The sequence below is a fragment of the Parahaliea mediterranea genome, assembly GCF_017255185.1.
In the GTDB taxonomy this organism is placed as follows: domain Bacteria; phylum Pseudomonadota; class Gammaproteobacteria; order Pseudomonadales; family Halieaceae; genus JAFKCZ01.
Map to the genome: position 1 here is coordinate 27679 of NZ_JAFKCZ010000022.1, position 15210 is coordinate 42888.

Below are 15210 nucleotides of genomic sequence, written 5' to 3' on the forward strand. Positions count from 1 at the left end.
ACACCGCGGCATGCCGGCTTGGCGGGGCATTCCTGCAGCCGGGGTCGTGTGCATTCAGGTTTGCGGGTTGGGTGGTTCTGTCGTGGGCGGGTGAATTCGACCCTATGGGGTGGGGGTTGTGGTCGAAGGAGTTCGACACTATGGGGTGAAGGTTATGGTCGAATGAATTCGACCCTACAGGGGGGGGGGATGATTTTCCTGTAGGGCCGAATTCATTCGGCCAATGGGCGGGAGAATCCACCTGTGGGGCCGAATTCATTCGGCCAATGCCCGTGGCCGCGTCACCCGGGCCCGCTACAGGCAATAGTGGGCGATAAACTGCTCCAGCAATCGCACACAGGGTTTGAGCTGATCCAGCTCCAGGTACTCGTCCGGCTGGTGGGCCCGGTCGATGGAGCCCGGCCCCATGACAATGGTCTCCATGCCCAGTTGTTGCAGGAAGGGCGCCTCGGTGGCGAAGGCGACGCTCTCGGCGCGGTGGCCGGTGAGCTGCTCCGCTACCCGTACCAGCTCGCTGTCCGCGCCCTGCTCGAAGGGCGGTACGCTCTTGACCAGCGGGTCCAGTTCGATGGCTACGCCGCGGCGCTCGGCAATGGCCCGCAGGCGCTGGTCCAGTTCCTCGCGCACCGCGCGGTCGTCGCCGTCGGGGGTCATGCGCAGGTCGATGTGCAGCTCGCTGCGTCCGCAAATGCGGTTGGGACTGTCGCCGCCGTGAATGCAGCCGAGATTCAGGGTGGGCACCGCCACCGCGAAGGCGGGGTTGGCATAGCGTTGTCCGAGCAGCTCGCGGTAGCCGATCAGGTCGCCCAGGACCTCGTGCATCGCTTCCAGCGCACTGTTGCCCAGGGCGGGGTTGGAGGAGTGCCCGGACTGCCCGGTGATGCGCACCGCCTCCATCATGATGCCCTTGTGCATGCGCACCGGCACCAGGGAGGTGGGCTCGCCGATGATCGCCGCCCGCGCCCGGGGGCGCCCCGCCGTCGCCAGCGCCCGGGCGCCGTTCATCGAGCTCTCCTCGTCGGCGGTGGCGAGTACGATCAGCGGCTGGCGCAGGGGCTTGTCCAGGAAGCTCCGCGCCGCCGCCAGCACCAGGGGGAAAAAGCCCTTCATGTCGGTGCTGCCCAGGCCGTAGAGCCGCGCGTCGCGCTCGCACAGCGACAGCGGGTCGCTGCGCCAGCGGCCCTCGTCGAAGGGCACGGTGTCGGTGTGGCCCGCCAGCACCAGGCCGCCCGGCCCGCTGCCTAGGGTGGCGACCAGGTTGGCCTTGCGGCCGTCGTCGGTGATGTCGAGGATTTCCGTCGCGAAGCCCAGGTCCGCCAGCCAGCCCTCGAGCAGTTCCACCACTGCGCGGTTGCCCTGGTCCCAGGAGGGGTCGGTGGAGCTGACCGAAGCCGTGCCCACCAGCGCCTGCAGCTGGCGGATGATCTGTTGTTCGGGCAGGGGCATAGGGAGGGGCGCCAGTGGCGGGATTGTTCCCGGGGGTCAGGGCACGTTAGCCCCCGGGAGCGCGGCTCGTCAACTGCGGGGCGTCAGGCGAATATGCCCCGGAACATGAAGAAGAACACGATCGCCAGGCCGGCCCCGGCCGGCAGGGTGATGATCCAGGACATGAAGATCTGGCCGATGGTACGCAGGTTGAGCGCCGCGATGCCGCGGGCGAAGCCCACGCCCAGTACTGCGCCCACCAGGGTGTGGGTGGTGGAGATGGGCAGGCCGGTGGCGGAGGCGACCACCACCGTGGAGGCCGCCCCCAGTTCGGCGGCGAAGCCGCGGCTGGGGGTGAGCTCGGTGATCTTGCGGCCCACGGTGGCAATCACTTTCCAGCCATAGGTGGCCAGGCCGACCACGATGCCGGCGGCCCCCACCAGCAGGATCCACCAGGGCAGCGCGGCCTTGGCGGCGATTTCACCCCCGGACTGGATGGTGCTGGCGATGGCGGCCAGCGGGCCCACCGCGTTGGCCACGTCGTTGGAGCCGTGGGCGAAGGCCATGGAGCAGGCGGTGAACACCATCAGGATGGCGAACACCCGCTCCACGTTGGCGAAGCGGTGTTCCTGGTTGGGCTGTTCCTTGATCCGGGTCAGCAGCCAGGCGCCGAACGCCGCCACCACCAGGCCGGCCGCCGCCGACACCGGGATGGCGTTGGCGAACTTGCTGCCCAGGCCCAGGTCGAATTCGACGCCGAGATGCTTCAGGCCCTTCAGCAGGGTGACCATGGAGATCATGAAGCCGACCATCCACATGTACACGGGGATAAAGCGCTTGGCGCGCTGGAAGGGGTCGTCCGTATCGAGAATCAGGACCTTCACGCTCATGAACAGGCCAAAGGAGATGGTGCCCGCCAGCACCGGCGACACCACCCAGCTGGCGACGATGGTGCCCACCTTGTCCCAGTGGATGGCGTCCACCGAAATACCCACCGAGGCGAAGCCGACGATGGCGCCGACGATGGAGTGGGTGGTGGAGACCGGCCAGCCCTTCAGCGAGGCGATCAGCAGCCAGGTGCCCGCCGCCAGCAGCGCCGAGAGCATGCCAAAGACCATCAGTTCGGGTGAATCCTCCAGGGAGGCGGGGTCGATAATGCCCTTGCGGATGGTGGAGGTGACCTCCCCGCCGGCGAGGTAGGCGCCGAGGAATTCGAAGATCATGGCCACCAGGATGGCCTGCTTGATGGTCAGGGCGCGGGAGCCCACCGAGGTGCCCATGGCGTTGGCGACGTCGTTGGCGCCGATACCCCAGGCCATGAAAAAGCCGAAACAACAGGCGATGATCAGCAGTGTGCTGCCGTGGGCTGCGATGATGTCCATGGGTGCGCCTTCTTACTTTGCCATCAGGATCTGCAGGCGGTGACCGACCCGCTCTGCGGCGTCGGCCAGGGCGGCCAGCAGTTCGATAATCTTGTAGTAGAACATCACGTCCACCGGGGGCAGCTCGCTCTCCATCTTGAACAGCTTGCCGCGCAGCGCCTCCGACTGTTTGTCGGTGCGGCCCTCCAGTTTTTCCAGTTCCTTGATCATGCCCTCGACGCGCTTGACCTCGCGGCCGGTGAAGCCGACTTCGAGCAGCTCGTCCAGCTCGCGGATCGCCAGCAGCGCCTGCCCGGTGGTGTCGGCGCAGGTGCCCACCAGTTCGGTGAGCGGCTGTTGCAGCGCCTCGGGGAACTGCATCTGCCGGCCGAGAATCAGCCCGGAGATGTCCTTGGCGATATTGGCCACGTGATCCTGGATGGTTACCAGCTCCAGCAGGTCGGACCGGGGTACCGGCAGGAACAGGCTCTTGGGAAGGTGACGGCGCACCGAGCGCTTGAGCTTGTCGGCGCTGCGCTCGGCCCTGCCGATATCCTTGAACAGGGACTCGGCCTCGGCCCAGTCGGCTTTGGCGCTGGCCGCAAAGAACAGGGGCAGTAGCTGGGACGCCTCGTGCGCCACCTGCATGTGTTCCTGGATGGGTCCGATGGGCGACCTGCCGAACAGGCTGCCGAGGGGGTTCGATCCCGCCATAGTCATACTCCCGGTCGATTGGCGCGCAGTATAGGGCCTCGCACCGTCGATGCAACAACCGGCGCGTCACTGCCCCGACCCTGTGATAGCATGCAGGCCAGACTTCGGCAACGGCGATGGAACCCCGGGCAATGTCCGCACAGATCGACGCGCAGATGGTGGAAGCGCCACTCACCCTGGCATTTCTGGTCAAGGCCCTGCACTCCGACGGGCGCCTGTCTGCCGCCGAGGCCTCGCGCCTGGGCTCGGCCAGCATCAAGGCGGTGCATCCGCTGGTCTTTCTCGCCGAGCAGAAGCTCGCCGACGGCGCGCGCCCGGGCAAGGTGCTGGAGATGGACAACCTGCTGCACTGGCTGGCGGCGCGCACCGACCAGAGTGTGTACCGCATCGACCCGCTCAAGATCAATGTCACCGCGGTGGCGGAAGTGATGTCGCGGGCCTTCGCCCAGCGCCACCGCATCCTGGCGGTGGAAGTGCATCCGGACGAGGTGGTGATCGCCAGCGCCGAGCCCTACGTGCGGGCCTGGGAAAACAACCTGGAGCATGTGCTGCGCAAGCGGATTCGCCGGGTGCTGGCGGACCCGCGGGACATCGCCCGCCACACCGCCGAGTTCTACACCATGGCCGGCTCGGTGCGCGGCGCCCACGGCGCCAGCCGCCCGGAGGCCGCCCCCGGCATCACCAACCTGGAGCAGATGCTGGACCTGGGGTCCATGAAGGAGGTGGACGCCAACGACCAGCACGTGGTCAGCATCGTGGACTGGCTGCTGCAGTACGCCTTCGAGCAGCGCGCCTCGGATATCCACATCGAGCCGCGGCGCAATGTGGGCAACGTGCGCTTTCGCATCGACGGGGTCCTGCACAGCGTGTATGAGCTGCCGCAGCAGGTGGCGGCGGCGGTCACCAGCCGGATCAAGATCCTGGGGCGCATGGACGTGGCGGAAAAGCGCCGCCCCCAGGACGGTCGCCTGAAGACCCGGACCCCCGCGGGCAACGAGGTGGAGCTGCGCCTGGCGACCCTGCCCACCGCCTTCGGCGAGAAGCTGGTGATGCGCATCTTCGACCCGGACGTGCTGCAGAAATCCTTCGAGCAACTGGGCCTGGCGGACGAGGACCTGCGCCGCTGGAACGCCATGACCGGGGCCGGCAACGGTATCGTGCTGGTCACCGGCCCCACCGGTTCCGGCAAGACCACCACCCTCTATTCCACCCTGCGCAAGCTGGCCACCCCCGAGGTCAATGTGTGCACCATCGAGGACCCGATCGAGATGGTCGAGGGGGCCTTCAACCAGATGCAGGTGAACCACGGCATCGGCCTGGATTTTTCCACCGGCGTGCGCGCCCTGATGCGCCAGGACCCGGATATCATCATGGTGGGCGAGATCCGCGACCTGGAGACCGCCAGCATGGCGGTACAGGCGGCGCTCACCGGCCACCTGGTGCTGTCTACCCTGCACACCAACGACTCCCCCAGTTCCATCTCCCGCCTGCTGGAGCTCGGCGTGCCCGCCTACCTGATCAAGGCCACCGTGCGGGGGGTGATGTCGCAGCGCCTGGTGCGCATCCTGTGCCCGGAGTGCAAGCAGTTCGCGGCCACCGATGTCGAGGCCTGGCAACAGCTGGTGGAGCCTTACACCGTCAGCCCGCCGGAGCGGATCGCCCACCCCGTGGGCTGCCGCGCCTGCCGCGACACCGGTTACATCGGCCGCCAGGGCATCTACGAGGTGCTGGTGAACTCCCCCGCGGTGCAGGAGGAGATCACCCCGCACATGGAGACCGCCCGCATCCGCCGCCTGGCCATGTCCGAGGGCATGCAGACCCTGCGCCTGAGCGGCGCCGGCCGGGTCGCGCGCGGCCAGACCACGATCGAGGAGGTCATGCGCGTGGCCCCGGTACTCGACGCCTGAGGGAGGTGCTAGCGCGATGAACGAGATGCTGTCACAGCCCCTGCCCGGGCCGCTGGCGGAACAGGCCGCCGCGGCCCGGGCCCGCCTGGGCGAGCGCTGCGCGGAGGATGTGCGCGGGGACTGGGAGCGGGCCTGGGCCGACTATCCCCACCCGTGGCACCTGGACCACATGCTGGCCTGCAGCCCTTTTGTGGCCGAGCAGCTGCGCCGCGACCTGGCGCCGATGGTGGCGCTGCTGAACTCCGGCGAACTGTTGCGCGGCCTGGACGAGGGCGAACTGCGCGACCAGCTCGAGACCGCGCTGGCGGCGGCGGGCGCTGAGTTGTTGCCGGTGTTGCGCCGTTTCCGCGCCCGCCACATGCTGCGCATCCTGTGGCGGGACTTTTGCCGCCTGGCGCCGACCCTGGAAACCACCCGGGACACCTCGCTGCTTGCCGAGGCCTGTATCCAGGGCGCCCTCGAGCACTGCCGCCGGGACCTGGAGCGCCGCTTCGGCACCCCCCGGGGGCGGCGCAGCGGCGAACCCCAGGAGCTGCTGGTGCTGGCCATGGGCAAGCTCGGCGCCCGCGAGCTCAACGTGTCCTCCGACATCGACCTGATGTTCGCCTACCCCGAGGCCGGCGATACCGATGGCGAGAGCCGGCAGATCTCCAACGAGCAATTTTTCACCAAGCTGGGCCAGGGGGTGATCAACGCCCTGGACCAGGTCACCGCCGAGGGTTTCGTGTTCCGGGTGGACATGCGCCTGCGCCCCTACGGCGACAGCGGCGCCCTGGTGCACAATTTCAGTGCCCTGGAGGACTACTACCAGGAACAGGGTCGCGACTGGGAGCGCTACGCGCTGATCAAGGCCCGGGCGGTGACCGGCGGCGCGGCGCGGGCGGCGGAGCTGGCGCAGATGCTGCGCCCCTTTATCTACCGCAAGTACGTGGACTTCGGCGTCATCGACAGCCTGCGCGGCATGAAGCAGATGATCACCGCCGAGGTGCGGCGCCGGGGCCTGGACAACGACGTCAAGCTGGGCCACGGCGGCATCCGCGAGGTGGAGTTCATCGCCCAGTGTTTCCAGTTGATTCGCGGCGGCCGCGACCTCGGCCTGCAGCAGCGGGAACTGCTGCCGGTGCTGGCCGAGTGTGCCGCTCTCGGCTGCCTGCCGGAACAGGCGGCGCGGGAGTTGCGCGAGGCCTATCTCTTCCTGCGCGACAGCGAACACGCGATCCAGGGTTACCGCGACCAGCAGTCCCAGGCGCTGCCCGGGGAGTCTTTGCAGCAGGCGGCCATGGCCCGGGTCATGGGCTGCGCCGACTGGCCGGCCTACCTGGAGCGGTTGCGGGAGCACCGGGAGCGGGTGGCCGGGCACTTCCGCAACCTGATCGCCGAGCCGGGCGAGGTCCAGGAACCCGCGGACAGCGACCTGGTGCTGTGGGGCGAGGACCTCGGCGCCGACAGCCTGGCGGCCCTTGGCTACCGCGACCCGGAGGGCAGTCTGGCACCGCTGGTGGAATTGCGCGACAGCCGCCGGGTACTGGCCCTGCAGACCCAGGGTCGCGAGCGGCTGGAGGAGTTCATGCCGCAACTGATCCTGGCCTGCGCCGAGGCCGCGGACCCGGATACCGCGCTGGCGCGGGTCTTGCCCCTGGTGGTGGCGGTCACCCGCCGCAGCGCCTACCTGGCGCTGCTGCTGGAGAATCCGGCGGCCCTCGACGAGCTGGTGACGCTGTGCGCCGCCAGCCCCTGGATCGCGCAGCAGATGGCCGATCACCCGGTGCTGCTGGACGAGTTGCTGGACCGCGCGAGCCTGTACACCGCCCCCGACAAGGGCCTGCTGCAGGACGAGCTGCGCCAGCAGGTGGCGCGGCTGGCGGTGGACGATCTGGAAGCCCAGATGGATGTCCTGCGCTACTTCAAGGCATCCCATACCCTGCGGGTGGCCGCCAGCGAGATGGTCGGGCGCCTGCCCTTGATGAAGGTCAGCGACAAACTGACCTGGCTGGCGGAGGTCATCCTCGAGCAGGTGCTGGCGGTGGCCTGGCACGACCTCACGGTGAAATACGGCGAGCCCGCCAGGCCCGGCGGCGGCTACGGTTTCGCCGTGTTCGGCTACGGCAAGCTGGGGGGCATCGAGCTCAGCTACAGCTCGGACCTGGACCTGGTTTTCGTTTACGACGCCGAGGCCAGGGGCAGTACCGACGGCAAGCGCAGTATCGAAAACTCGGTTTTTTATACGCGCCTGGGCCAGCGCATGATCCACATCCTGGAAACCCGCATGGCCCTGGGAAACCTCTACGAAGTGGACATGCGCCTGCGGCCCTCGGGCAACTCCGGCATGCTGGTCGCCTCCACCAGCGGCTTCGCCAGTTACCAGCGGGAGTCGGCCTGGACCTGGGAGCACCAGGCCCTGGTGCGGGCGCGCCTGGTGGCCGGTGATCCGGCGGTCGGCGAGCAGGTGTACGCGGTGCGCCAGGAGATGCTGTGCCGGGAGCGGGACACGGCGGAACTGGCCCGGGAGGTGGTCGCCATGCGCCGGCGCATGCGCGAGCACCTGCTGGGCGCGGAGGTCGCCGCAAACGGTGAATTTCACCTGAAACACGGCGAGGGTGGTATCGTCGATATTGAATTTATGGTGCAATACGCGGTCTTGGCGTGGTCCCACCGGGTGCCGGACCTGGTCCAGTGGTCCGATAACATCCGCATCCTCGAGACACTGGGCAGTAACGGCCTTTTCGAGCAGCGGGAGTCCGAGGCGCTTATCCAGGCCTACCTGGCCTATCGGTCCGCCGCCCACCAGCTTGCCCTGCAACAGCAGCCGGACGTGGTGCCGGCCGAAGAATACCGTGAGCACAGGGCAGCGGTCTCCGCCAAGTGGGAGCAATTGTTCGCGTCGTACGGCAGCGACGCTTGATAATCCCGGCAGGTTGTTGGCAAACAGCCCGCCAGGGCGTGTATTGACAGGAGTAGGGTGATGAATCTGGCTGATCGCGATGGGCTGATCTGGTTTGACGGCGAAATGGTGCCGTGGCGGGAGGCGAAGGTGCATGTGCTCACCCATACCCTGCACTACGGCCTGGGCGTATTCGAGGGCGTTCGCGCCTACAAGACCCCGGACCGGGGCACCTGTATTTTCCGCCTGAAGGAGCACACCGACCGCCTGTTCGGCTCGGCCCACATCCTGGGCATGGGCATGCCCTACGACAAGGACACCCTGAACGAAGCCCAGCGCCAGGTGGTGCGCGAGAACGGTTTGGAAGAGGCCTACCTGCGGCCGATGTGCTTCTACGGCTCCGAGGGCATGGGCCTGCGCGCCGACAACCTGCAGACCCACGTCATCGTCGCCGCCTGGGAGTGGCCCTCCTACATGGACCCCGAGGCGAGGGACCGCGGCATCAAGGTGCGCACCTCGTCCTACACCCGGCACCACGTGAACATCACCATGTGCAAGGCCAAGGCCAACGGCAACTACATCAACTCGATGCTGGCGCTCAAGGAGGCCCTCGACTGCGGCGCCGAGGAGGCCCTGCTGCTCGACAACGAAGGCTATGTGCAGGAAGGCAGCGGCGAGAATATCTTCATCGTGCGCAACGACCAGATCCTGACCCCGGATTTGACCTCCTGCCTGGACGGCATCACCCGCCGCAGCATCTTCACCCTGGCGGAGGAGCTCGGCTACACCATCCGCGAAAAACGCATCACCCGTGACGAGGTCTACGTCGCCGACGAGGCCTTCTTCACCGGCACCGCCGCCGAGGTGGTGCCGATTCGCGAGCTGGACGGCCGCACCATCGGCAGCGGCTCCCGCGGCCCGCTGACCGAGAAACTGCAGACCATGTATTTCGATACCGTGCGCGGCAACCGCAGCCAGTACCGGGAGTGGCTCACCCCGGTGGCCTGACGGGCTGCTGAAAAGCGGGCTGCCTATTGCCAAGGCGCCGCCGCGGCCTTTGACAGTGACAAAGGACAAGGGAGGGATTGGTTCCCATGGCGGAAGTGCGTGAAGACGAGGTTGTGGATCGCGCCGGAAACGGCGCGAGGGAAAACGCAACGCTCACCCCCGAGGAGGGCCGCCTGGCCGGCGATGTGTACTACCGCCACTGGCCCCCCCTGGGGCAGGCGCGGGGCGTGATCCTGCTGGTGCATGGCCTGGGGGAGCACAGCGGCCGTTACCAGGGCTTCGCCGACTACCTCTGCCCGCGCGGTTTCGCGGTGGTGGCGCCGGATCATCCCGGTCACGGCGAGTCGCCCGGAACACGGTCCCATATCGATCGTTTCGAGGACTTCTTCCCGCCCCTGGACAAGCTGGGCGCGGCTATCGCCCGCTGGTACCCGGACCTGCCCCGTTTCCTGGTGGGGCATTCCATGGGCGGCCTGATTGCCGCCCGCTACCTGCTCGACCACCAGCGGCAATTCGCCGGCGCGGCGTTCTCGGGCGCGGCGCTGGCGGTGCCCGACTCGCCGCCGAAAATCCTGCTGTGGATCAACCGCCTGCTGTCGCGCCTGTTCCCCAGGCTGGGGCTGATGCAACTGGACGCCAGCGAGGTCAGTCGCGACCCCGAGGTGGTGCGGGCCTACCGCGACGATCCCCTGGTGCACGACGGCAAGGTCAGCGCCCGCCTGGTGAACGAGCTGTTTCGCACCATGGGCGAAGTCGAGGCCCGGCGCGCGGAGCTTGTGCTACCGGTACTGGTGATGCACGGCGAGGCCGACGTGATGACCGCGGCCAGTGGCTCCGCCGCCTTTCACGCCGGTATCGGCTCCACCGACAAGACCCTGTGCCTTTACCCGGGCTTGTACCACGAGATTTTCAACGAGCCGGAACGGCTGGAAGTGCTGGAAGAGTTGGCGGACTGGTTGGAGCGGCGCTGCGGCGAAGCCGTGGCCGGGACCTAGCGGGGCCGGGGCGGCTCGTGCGATCCCCGGTTTTTTTCCCCGGTAATCATCAATCCTTGGCGCGTCGTCGATAGGCTTCCACGGCCAGCAGCCGGGCTTCCTCGTGACCCAGCTCCGGGTGTTGGCGACGCCAGGCCAGAAAGCAGCGCCAGCGGTCCGCGCGGGTGGCGGCCGAGGCGGGCAATCGGCTGAGCGCCGCGAGGTCGGCCAGCAGCCCGGTGCCGGGCGGGGGCCTGCGCAGGCTGCCGTGTTCGTTGTTGATCAGGGCGAAGCGAAACTGCCCGCCCTTGTAGGTGGCCAGGACATTGTCCGAGCGCAGGTCGCCGTGTAGAAAACCGGCGGCGTGCAGGCGGCCGATGAAGGTGCCGAGTTCCCGCAGCAGGGCGCGGCGCAGGGCCAGGGTGGCGGGGTCGCGGTCGCCGAGCGCGAGCCGCAGCCAGTGACTCACCGATTCGCCGGCCAGCGCGTCCACGAATACATACTCGCGCCCGTTCTCCAACACGCCGAGGCCCCGGTATTGCGGCGCGGTGAAGCCCGCCAGCGCCAGCCTGGCGCTGTTGCGCCGCGCACGGCGCGCCACGCCGAGGCCCAGGCGGGCGCCCAGCCGTCCCGGAAGGGAGCGCGCGGTGTATTCCTTGTAGTACAGGCCCGCCGCCGGGTTCCGGGCGACCAGGTCGTGCGCGGAGCTGGCGACACTCTCCCATCCCGCGGGCAATTCCCGGCCGGCGAGCTGCCGGGCAATATGCTCCAGGTCGGTGCCGTCGGCGCTTTCGCGGGTGATGGTTTGGGCGCTGGTGTCCATGGACGTGTTATTCTACGCGGCTGTGGCCGCCAAATCTCCGGGTTTTTTCGCTGGCCGGCCCCCATGCCACGCTGCCAATCAGGACCCATTCAGATCATCGCCATGCAAAAAGTACTCGTCACCGGCGCCAACGGCCAGCTCGGCCGCGAACTGGCGGAGCACGCACCCGAGGTGGAGCTGCTGGCCCTGGGCCGCGACGCACTGGACATTGCCGACCCCAATGCCACTTTGGAGCGCATCGCCGCGCTGGCCCCGGATGTGGTGATCAACGCCGCCGCCTACACCGCGGTGGACCGCGCCGAGTCGGAACCCGAGCGCGCCCGGCAGGTGAACGCCGCCGGCGCCGGCCATCTCGCCCGCGCCTGCGCGAGCCTGGGGGTGCGAATGCTTCATGTGTCCACGGATTTCGTGTTCGATGGCCAGGCCGGCACCCCCTACGACCCCAGTGCCGCCACCAATCCGCTGGGCGTTTACGGCGCCAGCAAGCTTGACGGCGAGAAGGCGGTGCGCGAGTGTCTGCCGCGGGCGCTGATCGTGCGCACCGGCTGGGTGTACTCCCGCTTCGGCGGCAATTTCGTCAAGACCATGCTGCGTCTGATGGGCGAGCGCGACACCTTGCGGGTGGTGGGCGACCAGGTGGGCACCCCCACCTGGGCCGCCGGGCTGGCGCGGGCGCTGTGGGATTTTGCCGCCCGCCCGGAACTGCACGGCACCTACCACTGGAGCGACGCCGGCGTGTGCAGCTGGTACGACTTCGCGGTGGCCATCGCCGAGGAGGGCCTGGCCCGGGGCCTGCTGACCCGCCCGGTGACGGTGGCGCCGATCCCCGCCAGCGACTATCCCACCCCCGCCCGCCGCCCGGCCTACAGCGTGCTGGACAAGGGCGCGACCTGGGCGGACCTGGGGCGCCCCGGGGTGCACTGGCGCGAGCAACTGCGCCGCATGCTGGATGAATACAAGGAGCACCACATTGAGTAAGTCACTACTGGTCACCGGCGCCGCCGGTTTTATCGGCGCCAATTTCGTTCACCACTGGGCCGCCGCCCACCCGCGGGACACCCTGGTGGCCCTCGACGCGCTGACCTACGCCGGCAATCGCGCCAGCCTGGCGGATCTGGAGGGCCGCGCCAATTTCCACTTCGTGCACGGCGATATCTGTGACCAGGCCCTGGTGGAACGCGCCCTGCGCGACCACGATGTCGACACCATCGTGCACTTCGCGGCGGAGAGCCACGTGGATCGCTCGATCACCGGTCCCGGCGCCTTTATCCAGACCAATGTGATCGGCACCCACAGCCTGCTGGAGGCGGCGCGCGCCACCTGGCTGGCCGGCAGCGGCCGCGAGCACCGTTTCCACCACGTGTCCACGGACGAGGTCTACGGCTCCCTGGCCCCGGCGGCGCCGGCTTTCCACGAGGAGCTGAAGTACGAGCCGAATTCCCCCTATTCGGCGAGCAAGGCGGCCTCGGACCACCTGGTCCGCGCCTGGCACCACACCTACGGCCTGCAGGTGACCACGAGCAACTGCTCGAACAATTACGGGCCCTACCATTTCCCGGAGAAACTGATCCCGCTGTGCCTGACCAATATCCTCCGCGGCCGCCCGCTGCCGGTCTACGGCGACGGCAGCAATATCCGCGACTGGCTCTATGTGCAGGATCACTGCCGGGGCATCGAGCGGGTGCTGGAGGGCGGTACGGTGGGCGACACCTACAATATCGGCGGCAACAATGAGTGGAACAACCTGGACATCGTCCACCTGCTCTGCGACCGCCTGGATACCCGCTTCGCGGAGAACGCGGAATTGCGCACCCGCTACCCGGACGCACCGGCGGCCGGCGGCGGCAGCGCCCGCGACCTGATCACCTTCGTGGAGGACCGCGCGGGCCACGACTGGCGCTATGCGATCGACGCGTCGAAGATTTCCGGTGAGCTGGGCTATGAGCCGGTGGAGTCGTTTGAGACGGGGATCGAGAAGACCCTCGACTGGTACCTGGCCAACGAATCCTGGTGGCGGCCGCTGCTGCCCAACTAGCGCCCACCACCCTGTAGGGTCGAATTCATTCGACCAAAAAGCGGCGGAATGAATTCCGCCCTACAAGGCGGCTCGGCTGGGAACCTGTAGGGTCGAATTCATTCGACCAAAAAGCGGCGGAATGAATTCCGCCCTACAAGGTGGCTTGGCCGGGAACCTGTAGGGTCGAATTCATTCGACCAAAAGCGGCGGAATGAATTCCGCCCTACAAGGTGGCTTGGCTGGGAATCTGTAGGGTCGAATTCATTCGACCAAAAAGCGGCGGAATGAATTCCGCCCTACAAGGTGGCTTGGCCGGGAATCTGTAGGGTCGAATGCATTCGACCAAAAAGCGGCGGAATGAATTCCGCCCTACAAGGTGGCTTGGTCGGGAATCTGCAGGGTCGAATGCATTCGACCAAAAAGCGGCGGAATGAATTCCGCCCTACAAGGCGGCTCGGCTGGGAACCTGTAGGGTCGAATGCATTCGACCAAAAAGAGGCGGAATGAATTCCGCCCTACAAGGTGGCTCGGCTGGGAACCTGTAGGGTCGAATTCATTCGACCAAATTGCGGATTGCGAAGTGCCAAATCCCGATTGGACAATTAACCCGTGGTCTGGGAAGCCACAAACGCCTAGTCAAAAAACGGAATAGCCCCCCAAGCCAACCCCTCGGCATCCTTCCCCGACAACCGGGGCGACTCCCCCGCCGGTACCGGCCACTCAACCCCCACCGTGGGGTCGTCCCAGGCCAGGCTCACCTCGCTCGAGGGGTCGTAGTAATCCGTACACTTGTACTGGAAATCCGCATACTGGGACGTCACATAGAAACCGTGGGCAAAGCCCGGCGGTACCCACATCATCGCATGGTTGGCCGCCGACAACTCCGCGCCGAACCACTGGCCGAAAGTGGGGGACGAGCGGCGCAGGTCCACCGCCACGTCGAACACCGAGCCCTCCACCACGCGCACCAGCTTGCCCTGGGTGTGGCGGGTCTGGTAGTGCAGGCCGCGCAGGATACCCCGGGCCGAGCGGCTGTGGTTGTCCTGCACGAAGTCCAGGTCCAGACCCAGTTCGCGGAACGTATTCGCGTTCCAGCTCTCCATGAAAAAGCCGCGCTCGTCGCCGAACACCTTGGGGTGTAGCAGCAAAACATCCCGCAGCGTGGTCTGCTCAACGTTCATCGAACACCACCCCTTCCTCCTTCAGCAAGTGCTTCAGGTACAGGCCGTAGCCGCTCTTTTCCAGGGGGGCCGCCAGGGCCAGCAGGTCCTCGGCGCTGATATAACCCATGCGGTAGGCCACCTCTTCCGGGCAGGCGATCTTCAGGCCCTGGCGCTCCTCCACCACGCGGATATAGTTTGCCGCGTCCAGCAGCGAGTTGTGGGTGCCGGTGTCGAGCCAGGCGGTGCCGCGGCTCATCACCTCCACCTGCAGGTCGCCCCGCTGCAGGTAGGCGCGGTTGACGTCGGTGATCTCCAGCTCGCCGCGGTGGGAGGGCTGGATGTCGCGGGCGATGTCCACCACGTCGTTGTCGTAGAAATACAGGCCGGTGACCGCGTAGTGGGAACGCGGCTTGGCGGGCTTTTCCTCGATATCCAGGGCGGTGCCGTCCTTGTCGAAGCTGACCACGCCGTAGCGCTCGGGATCCTGCACGTAATAGGCGAACACCGAGGCGCCGTTGTCGCGGGCGGCGGCCGCGCGCAGGCTGCGGGTGAAGCCGCCGCCGTAGAAGATATTGTCCCCCAGCACCAGCGCGCTGGGGGAATTGCCGATGAAGTCCGCTCCCAGGATGAAGGCCTGGGCGAGGCCGTCGGGGCTGGGTTGCACGGTGTAGGAAAGATTGATGCCCCACTGGCTGCCATCCCCCAGCAGGTTGGTGAAGGCCCGCTGGTCGTGGGGAGTGGTGATTACCAGGATGTCGCGTATCCCCGCCAGCATCAGGGTGGCCAGCGGGTAGTAGATCATCGGTTTGTCGTACACCGGCATCAGCTGTTTGCTGACCGTGCTGGTGAGTGGGTGCAGGCGGGTGCCGGAGCCGCCGGCGAGGATGATGCCTTTGTGTTGGGTTGGGGGCATGAACCTGTCTTGTTGTCGGGAAAA

At 67.2% G+C, this 15210-nt stretch carries 12 protein-coding genes; 6 read left to right on the forward strand and 6 right to left on the reverse strand.

The annotated features are described in order from the left end of the window. Positions 1-294: 294 nt before the first annotated feature. The 3 genes from argE to JYP50_RS20705 form a co-directional block, all read right to left on the reverse strand. Positions 295-1446, reverse strand: a complete 1152-nt coding sequence (argE, locus tag JYP50_RS20695; RefSeq protein WP_206562475.1) for an acetylornithine deacetylase — start codon at positions 1444-1446, stop codon at positions 295-297. Between the two features lie 83 nt (positions 1447-1529). Beyond that, positions 1530-2807, reverse strand: a complete 1278-nt coding sequence (locus JYP50_RS20700) for an inorganic phosphate transporter (RefSeq protein WP_206562476.1) — start codon at positions 2805-2807, stop codon at positions 1530-1532. Between the two features lie 12 nt (positions 2808-2819). Continuing rightward, a complete protein-coding gene (locus JYP50_RS20705) occupies positions 2820-3500 on the reverse strand; it encodes a TIGR00153 family protein (protein ID WP_206562477.1) in 681 nt (226 codons plus the stop codon). A 131-nt stretch (positions 3501-3631) separates the two neighbouring features. Here JYP50_RS20705 and JYP50_RS20710 point away from each other — a divergent pair, with 131 nt between their 5' ends. The 4 genes from JYP50_RS20710 to JYP50_RS20725 all read left to right on the forward strand — a co-directional run bounded on the left by JYP50_RS20710 (position 3632) and on the right by JYP50_RS20725 (position 10291). After that, positions 3632-5407, forward strand: a complete 1776-nt coding sequence (locus tag JYP50_RS20710) for a GspE/PulE family protein (protein WP_206562478.1) — start codon at positions 3632-3634, stop codon at positions 5405-5407. 16 nt (positions 5408-5423) lie between these two features. Next, the gene (glnE, locus tag JYP50_RS20715) at positions 5424-8309 is read left to right on the forward strand and encodes a bifunctional [glutamate--ammonia ligase]-adenylyl-L-tyrosine phosphorylase/[glutamate--ammonia-ligase] adenylyltransferase (protein ID WP_241263394.1); all 2886 of its coding nucleotides are present in this window, start codon (positions 5424-5426) and stop codon (positions 8307-8309) included. Positions 8310-8369: 60 nt separating this feature from the next. Beyond that, entirely contained in the window at positions 8370-9296 is a 927-nt protein-coding gene (locus JYP50_RS20720; RefSeq protein WP_206562479.1) for a branched-chain amino acid transaminase, read from the forward strand. A gap of 86 nt (positions 9297-9382) precedes the next feature. Then, on the forward strand, positions 9383-10291 hold the full coding sequence (locus JYP50_RS20725; protein ID WP_206562480.1) for an alpha/beta hydrolase: 909 nt from the start codon (positions 9383-9385) through the stop codon (positions 10289-10291). Positions 10292-10340: 49 nt separating this feature from the next. On the opposite strand, the gene JYP50_RS20730 is transcribed toward JYP50_RS20725, so the two are convergent. After that, positions 10341-11093: a lipopolysaccharide kinase InaA family protein gene (locus JYP50_RS20730; protein WP_206562481.1), complete on the reverse strand. Its 753-nt coding sequence runs from the start codon at positions 11091-11093 to the stop codon at positions 10341-10343. A gap of 102 nt (positions 11094-11195) precedes the next feature. Between JYP50_RS20730 and rfbD the strand changes: the two genes are divergently transcribed. Both rfbD and rfbB read left to right on the forward strand, forming a co-directional pair. Continuing rightward, positions 11196-12071, forward strand: a complete 876-nt coding sequence (gene rfbD / locus JYP50_RS20735; RefSeq protein ID WP_206562482.1) for a dTDP-4-dehydrorhamnose reductase — start codon at positions 11196-11198, stop codon at positions 12069-12071. After that, positions 12064-13128, forward strand: coding sequence for a dTDP-glucose 4,6-dehydratase (rfbB, locus tag JYP50_RS20740; RefSeq protein WP_206562483.1), 1065 nt, complete (start codon positions 12064-12066; stop codon positions 13126-13128). The genes rfbD and rfbB overlap by 8 nt, the downstream gene beginning before the upstream one ends. A 614-nt stretch (positions 13129-13742) precedes the next feature. Here rfbB and rfbC read toward each other — a convergent pair. After that, complete coding sequence (gene rfbC, locus JYP50_RS20745) at positions 13743-14291, reverse strand: dTDP-4-dehydrorhamnose 3,5-epimerase (RefSeq protein WP_206562484.1); 549 nt, start codon at positions 14289-14291, stop codon at positions 13743-13745. Beyond that, a complete protein-coding gene (rfbA, locus tag JYP50_RS20750; protein ID WP_206562485.1) occupies positions 14281-15186 on the reverse strand; it encodes a glucose-1-phosphate thymidylyltransferase RfbA in 906 nt (301 codons plus the stop codon). Before rfbA ends, rfbC begins: the two co-directional genes overlap by 11 nt. Positions 15187-15210 lie beyond the last annotated feature (24 nt).

Bases quoted from the DNA above. Each gene is read 5' to 3' on its own strand.
- JYP50_RS20710 (WP_206562478.1), top strand. From the start codon at position 3,632: ATGTCCGCACAGATCGACGCGCAGATGGTGGAAGCGCCACTCACCCTG.
- glnE (WP_241263394.1), top strand. From the start codon at position 5,424: ATGAACGAGATGCTGTCACAGCCCCTGCCCGGGCCGCTGGCGGAACAG.
- JYP50_RS20700 (WP_206562476.1), bottom strand. From the start codon at position 2,807: ATGGACATCATCGCAGCCCACGGCAGCACACTGCTGATCATCGCCTGT.
- JYP50_RS20720 (WP_206562479.1), top strand. From the start codon at position 8,370: ATGAATCTGGCTGATCGCGATGGGCTGATCTGGTTTGACGGCGAAATG.
- rfbD (WP_206562482.1), top strand. From the start codon at position 11,196: ATGCAAAAAGTACTCGTCACCGGCGCCAACGGCCAGCTCGGCCGCGAA.
- JYP50_RS20725 (WP_206562480.1), top strand. From the start codon at position 9,383: ATGGCGGAAGTGCGTGAAGACGAGGTTGTGGATCGCGCCGGAAACGGC.
- JYP50_RS20730 (WP_206562481.1), bottom strand. From the start codon at position 11,093: ATGGACACCAGCGCCCAAACCATCACCCGCGAAAGCGCCGACGGCACC.
- rfbA (WP_206562485.1), bottom strand. From the start codon at position 15,186: ATGCCCCCAACCCAACACAAAGGCATCATCCTCGCCGGCGGCTCCGGC.
- JYP50_RS20705 (WP_206562477.1), bottom strand. From the start codon at position 3,500: ATGGCGGGATCGAACCCCCTCGGCAGCCTGTTCGGCAGGTCGCCCATC.
- argE (WP_206562475.1), bottom strand. From the start codon at position 1,446: ATGCCCCTGCCCGAACAACAGATCATCCGCCAGCTGCAGGCGCTGGTG.
- rfbC (WP_206562484.1), bottom strand. From the start codon at position 14,291: ATGAACGTTGAGCAGACCACGCTGCGGGATGTTTTGCTGCTACACCCC.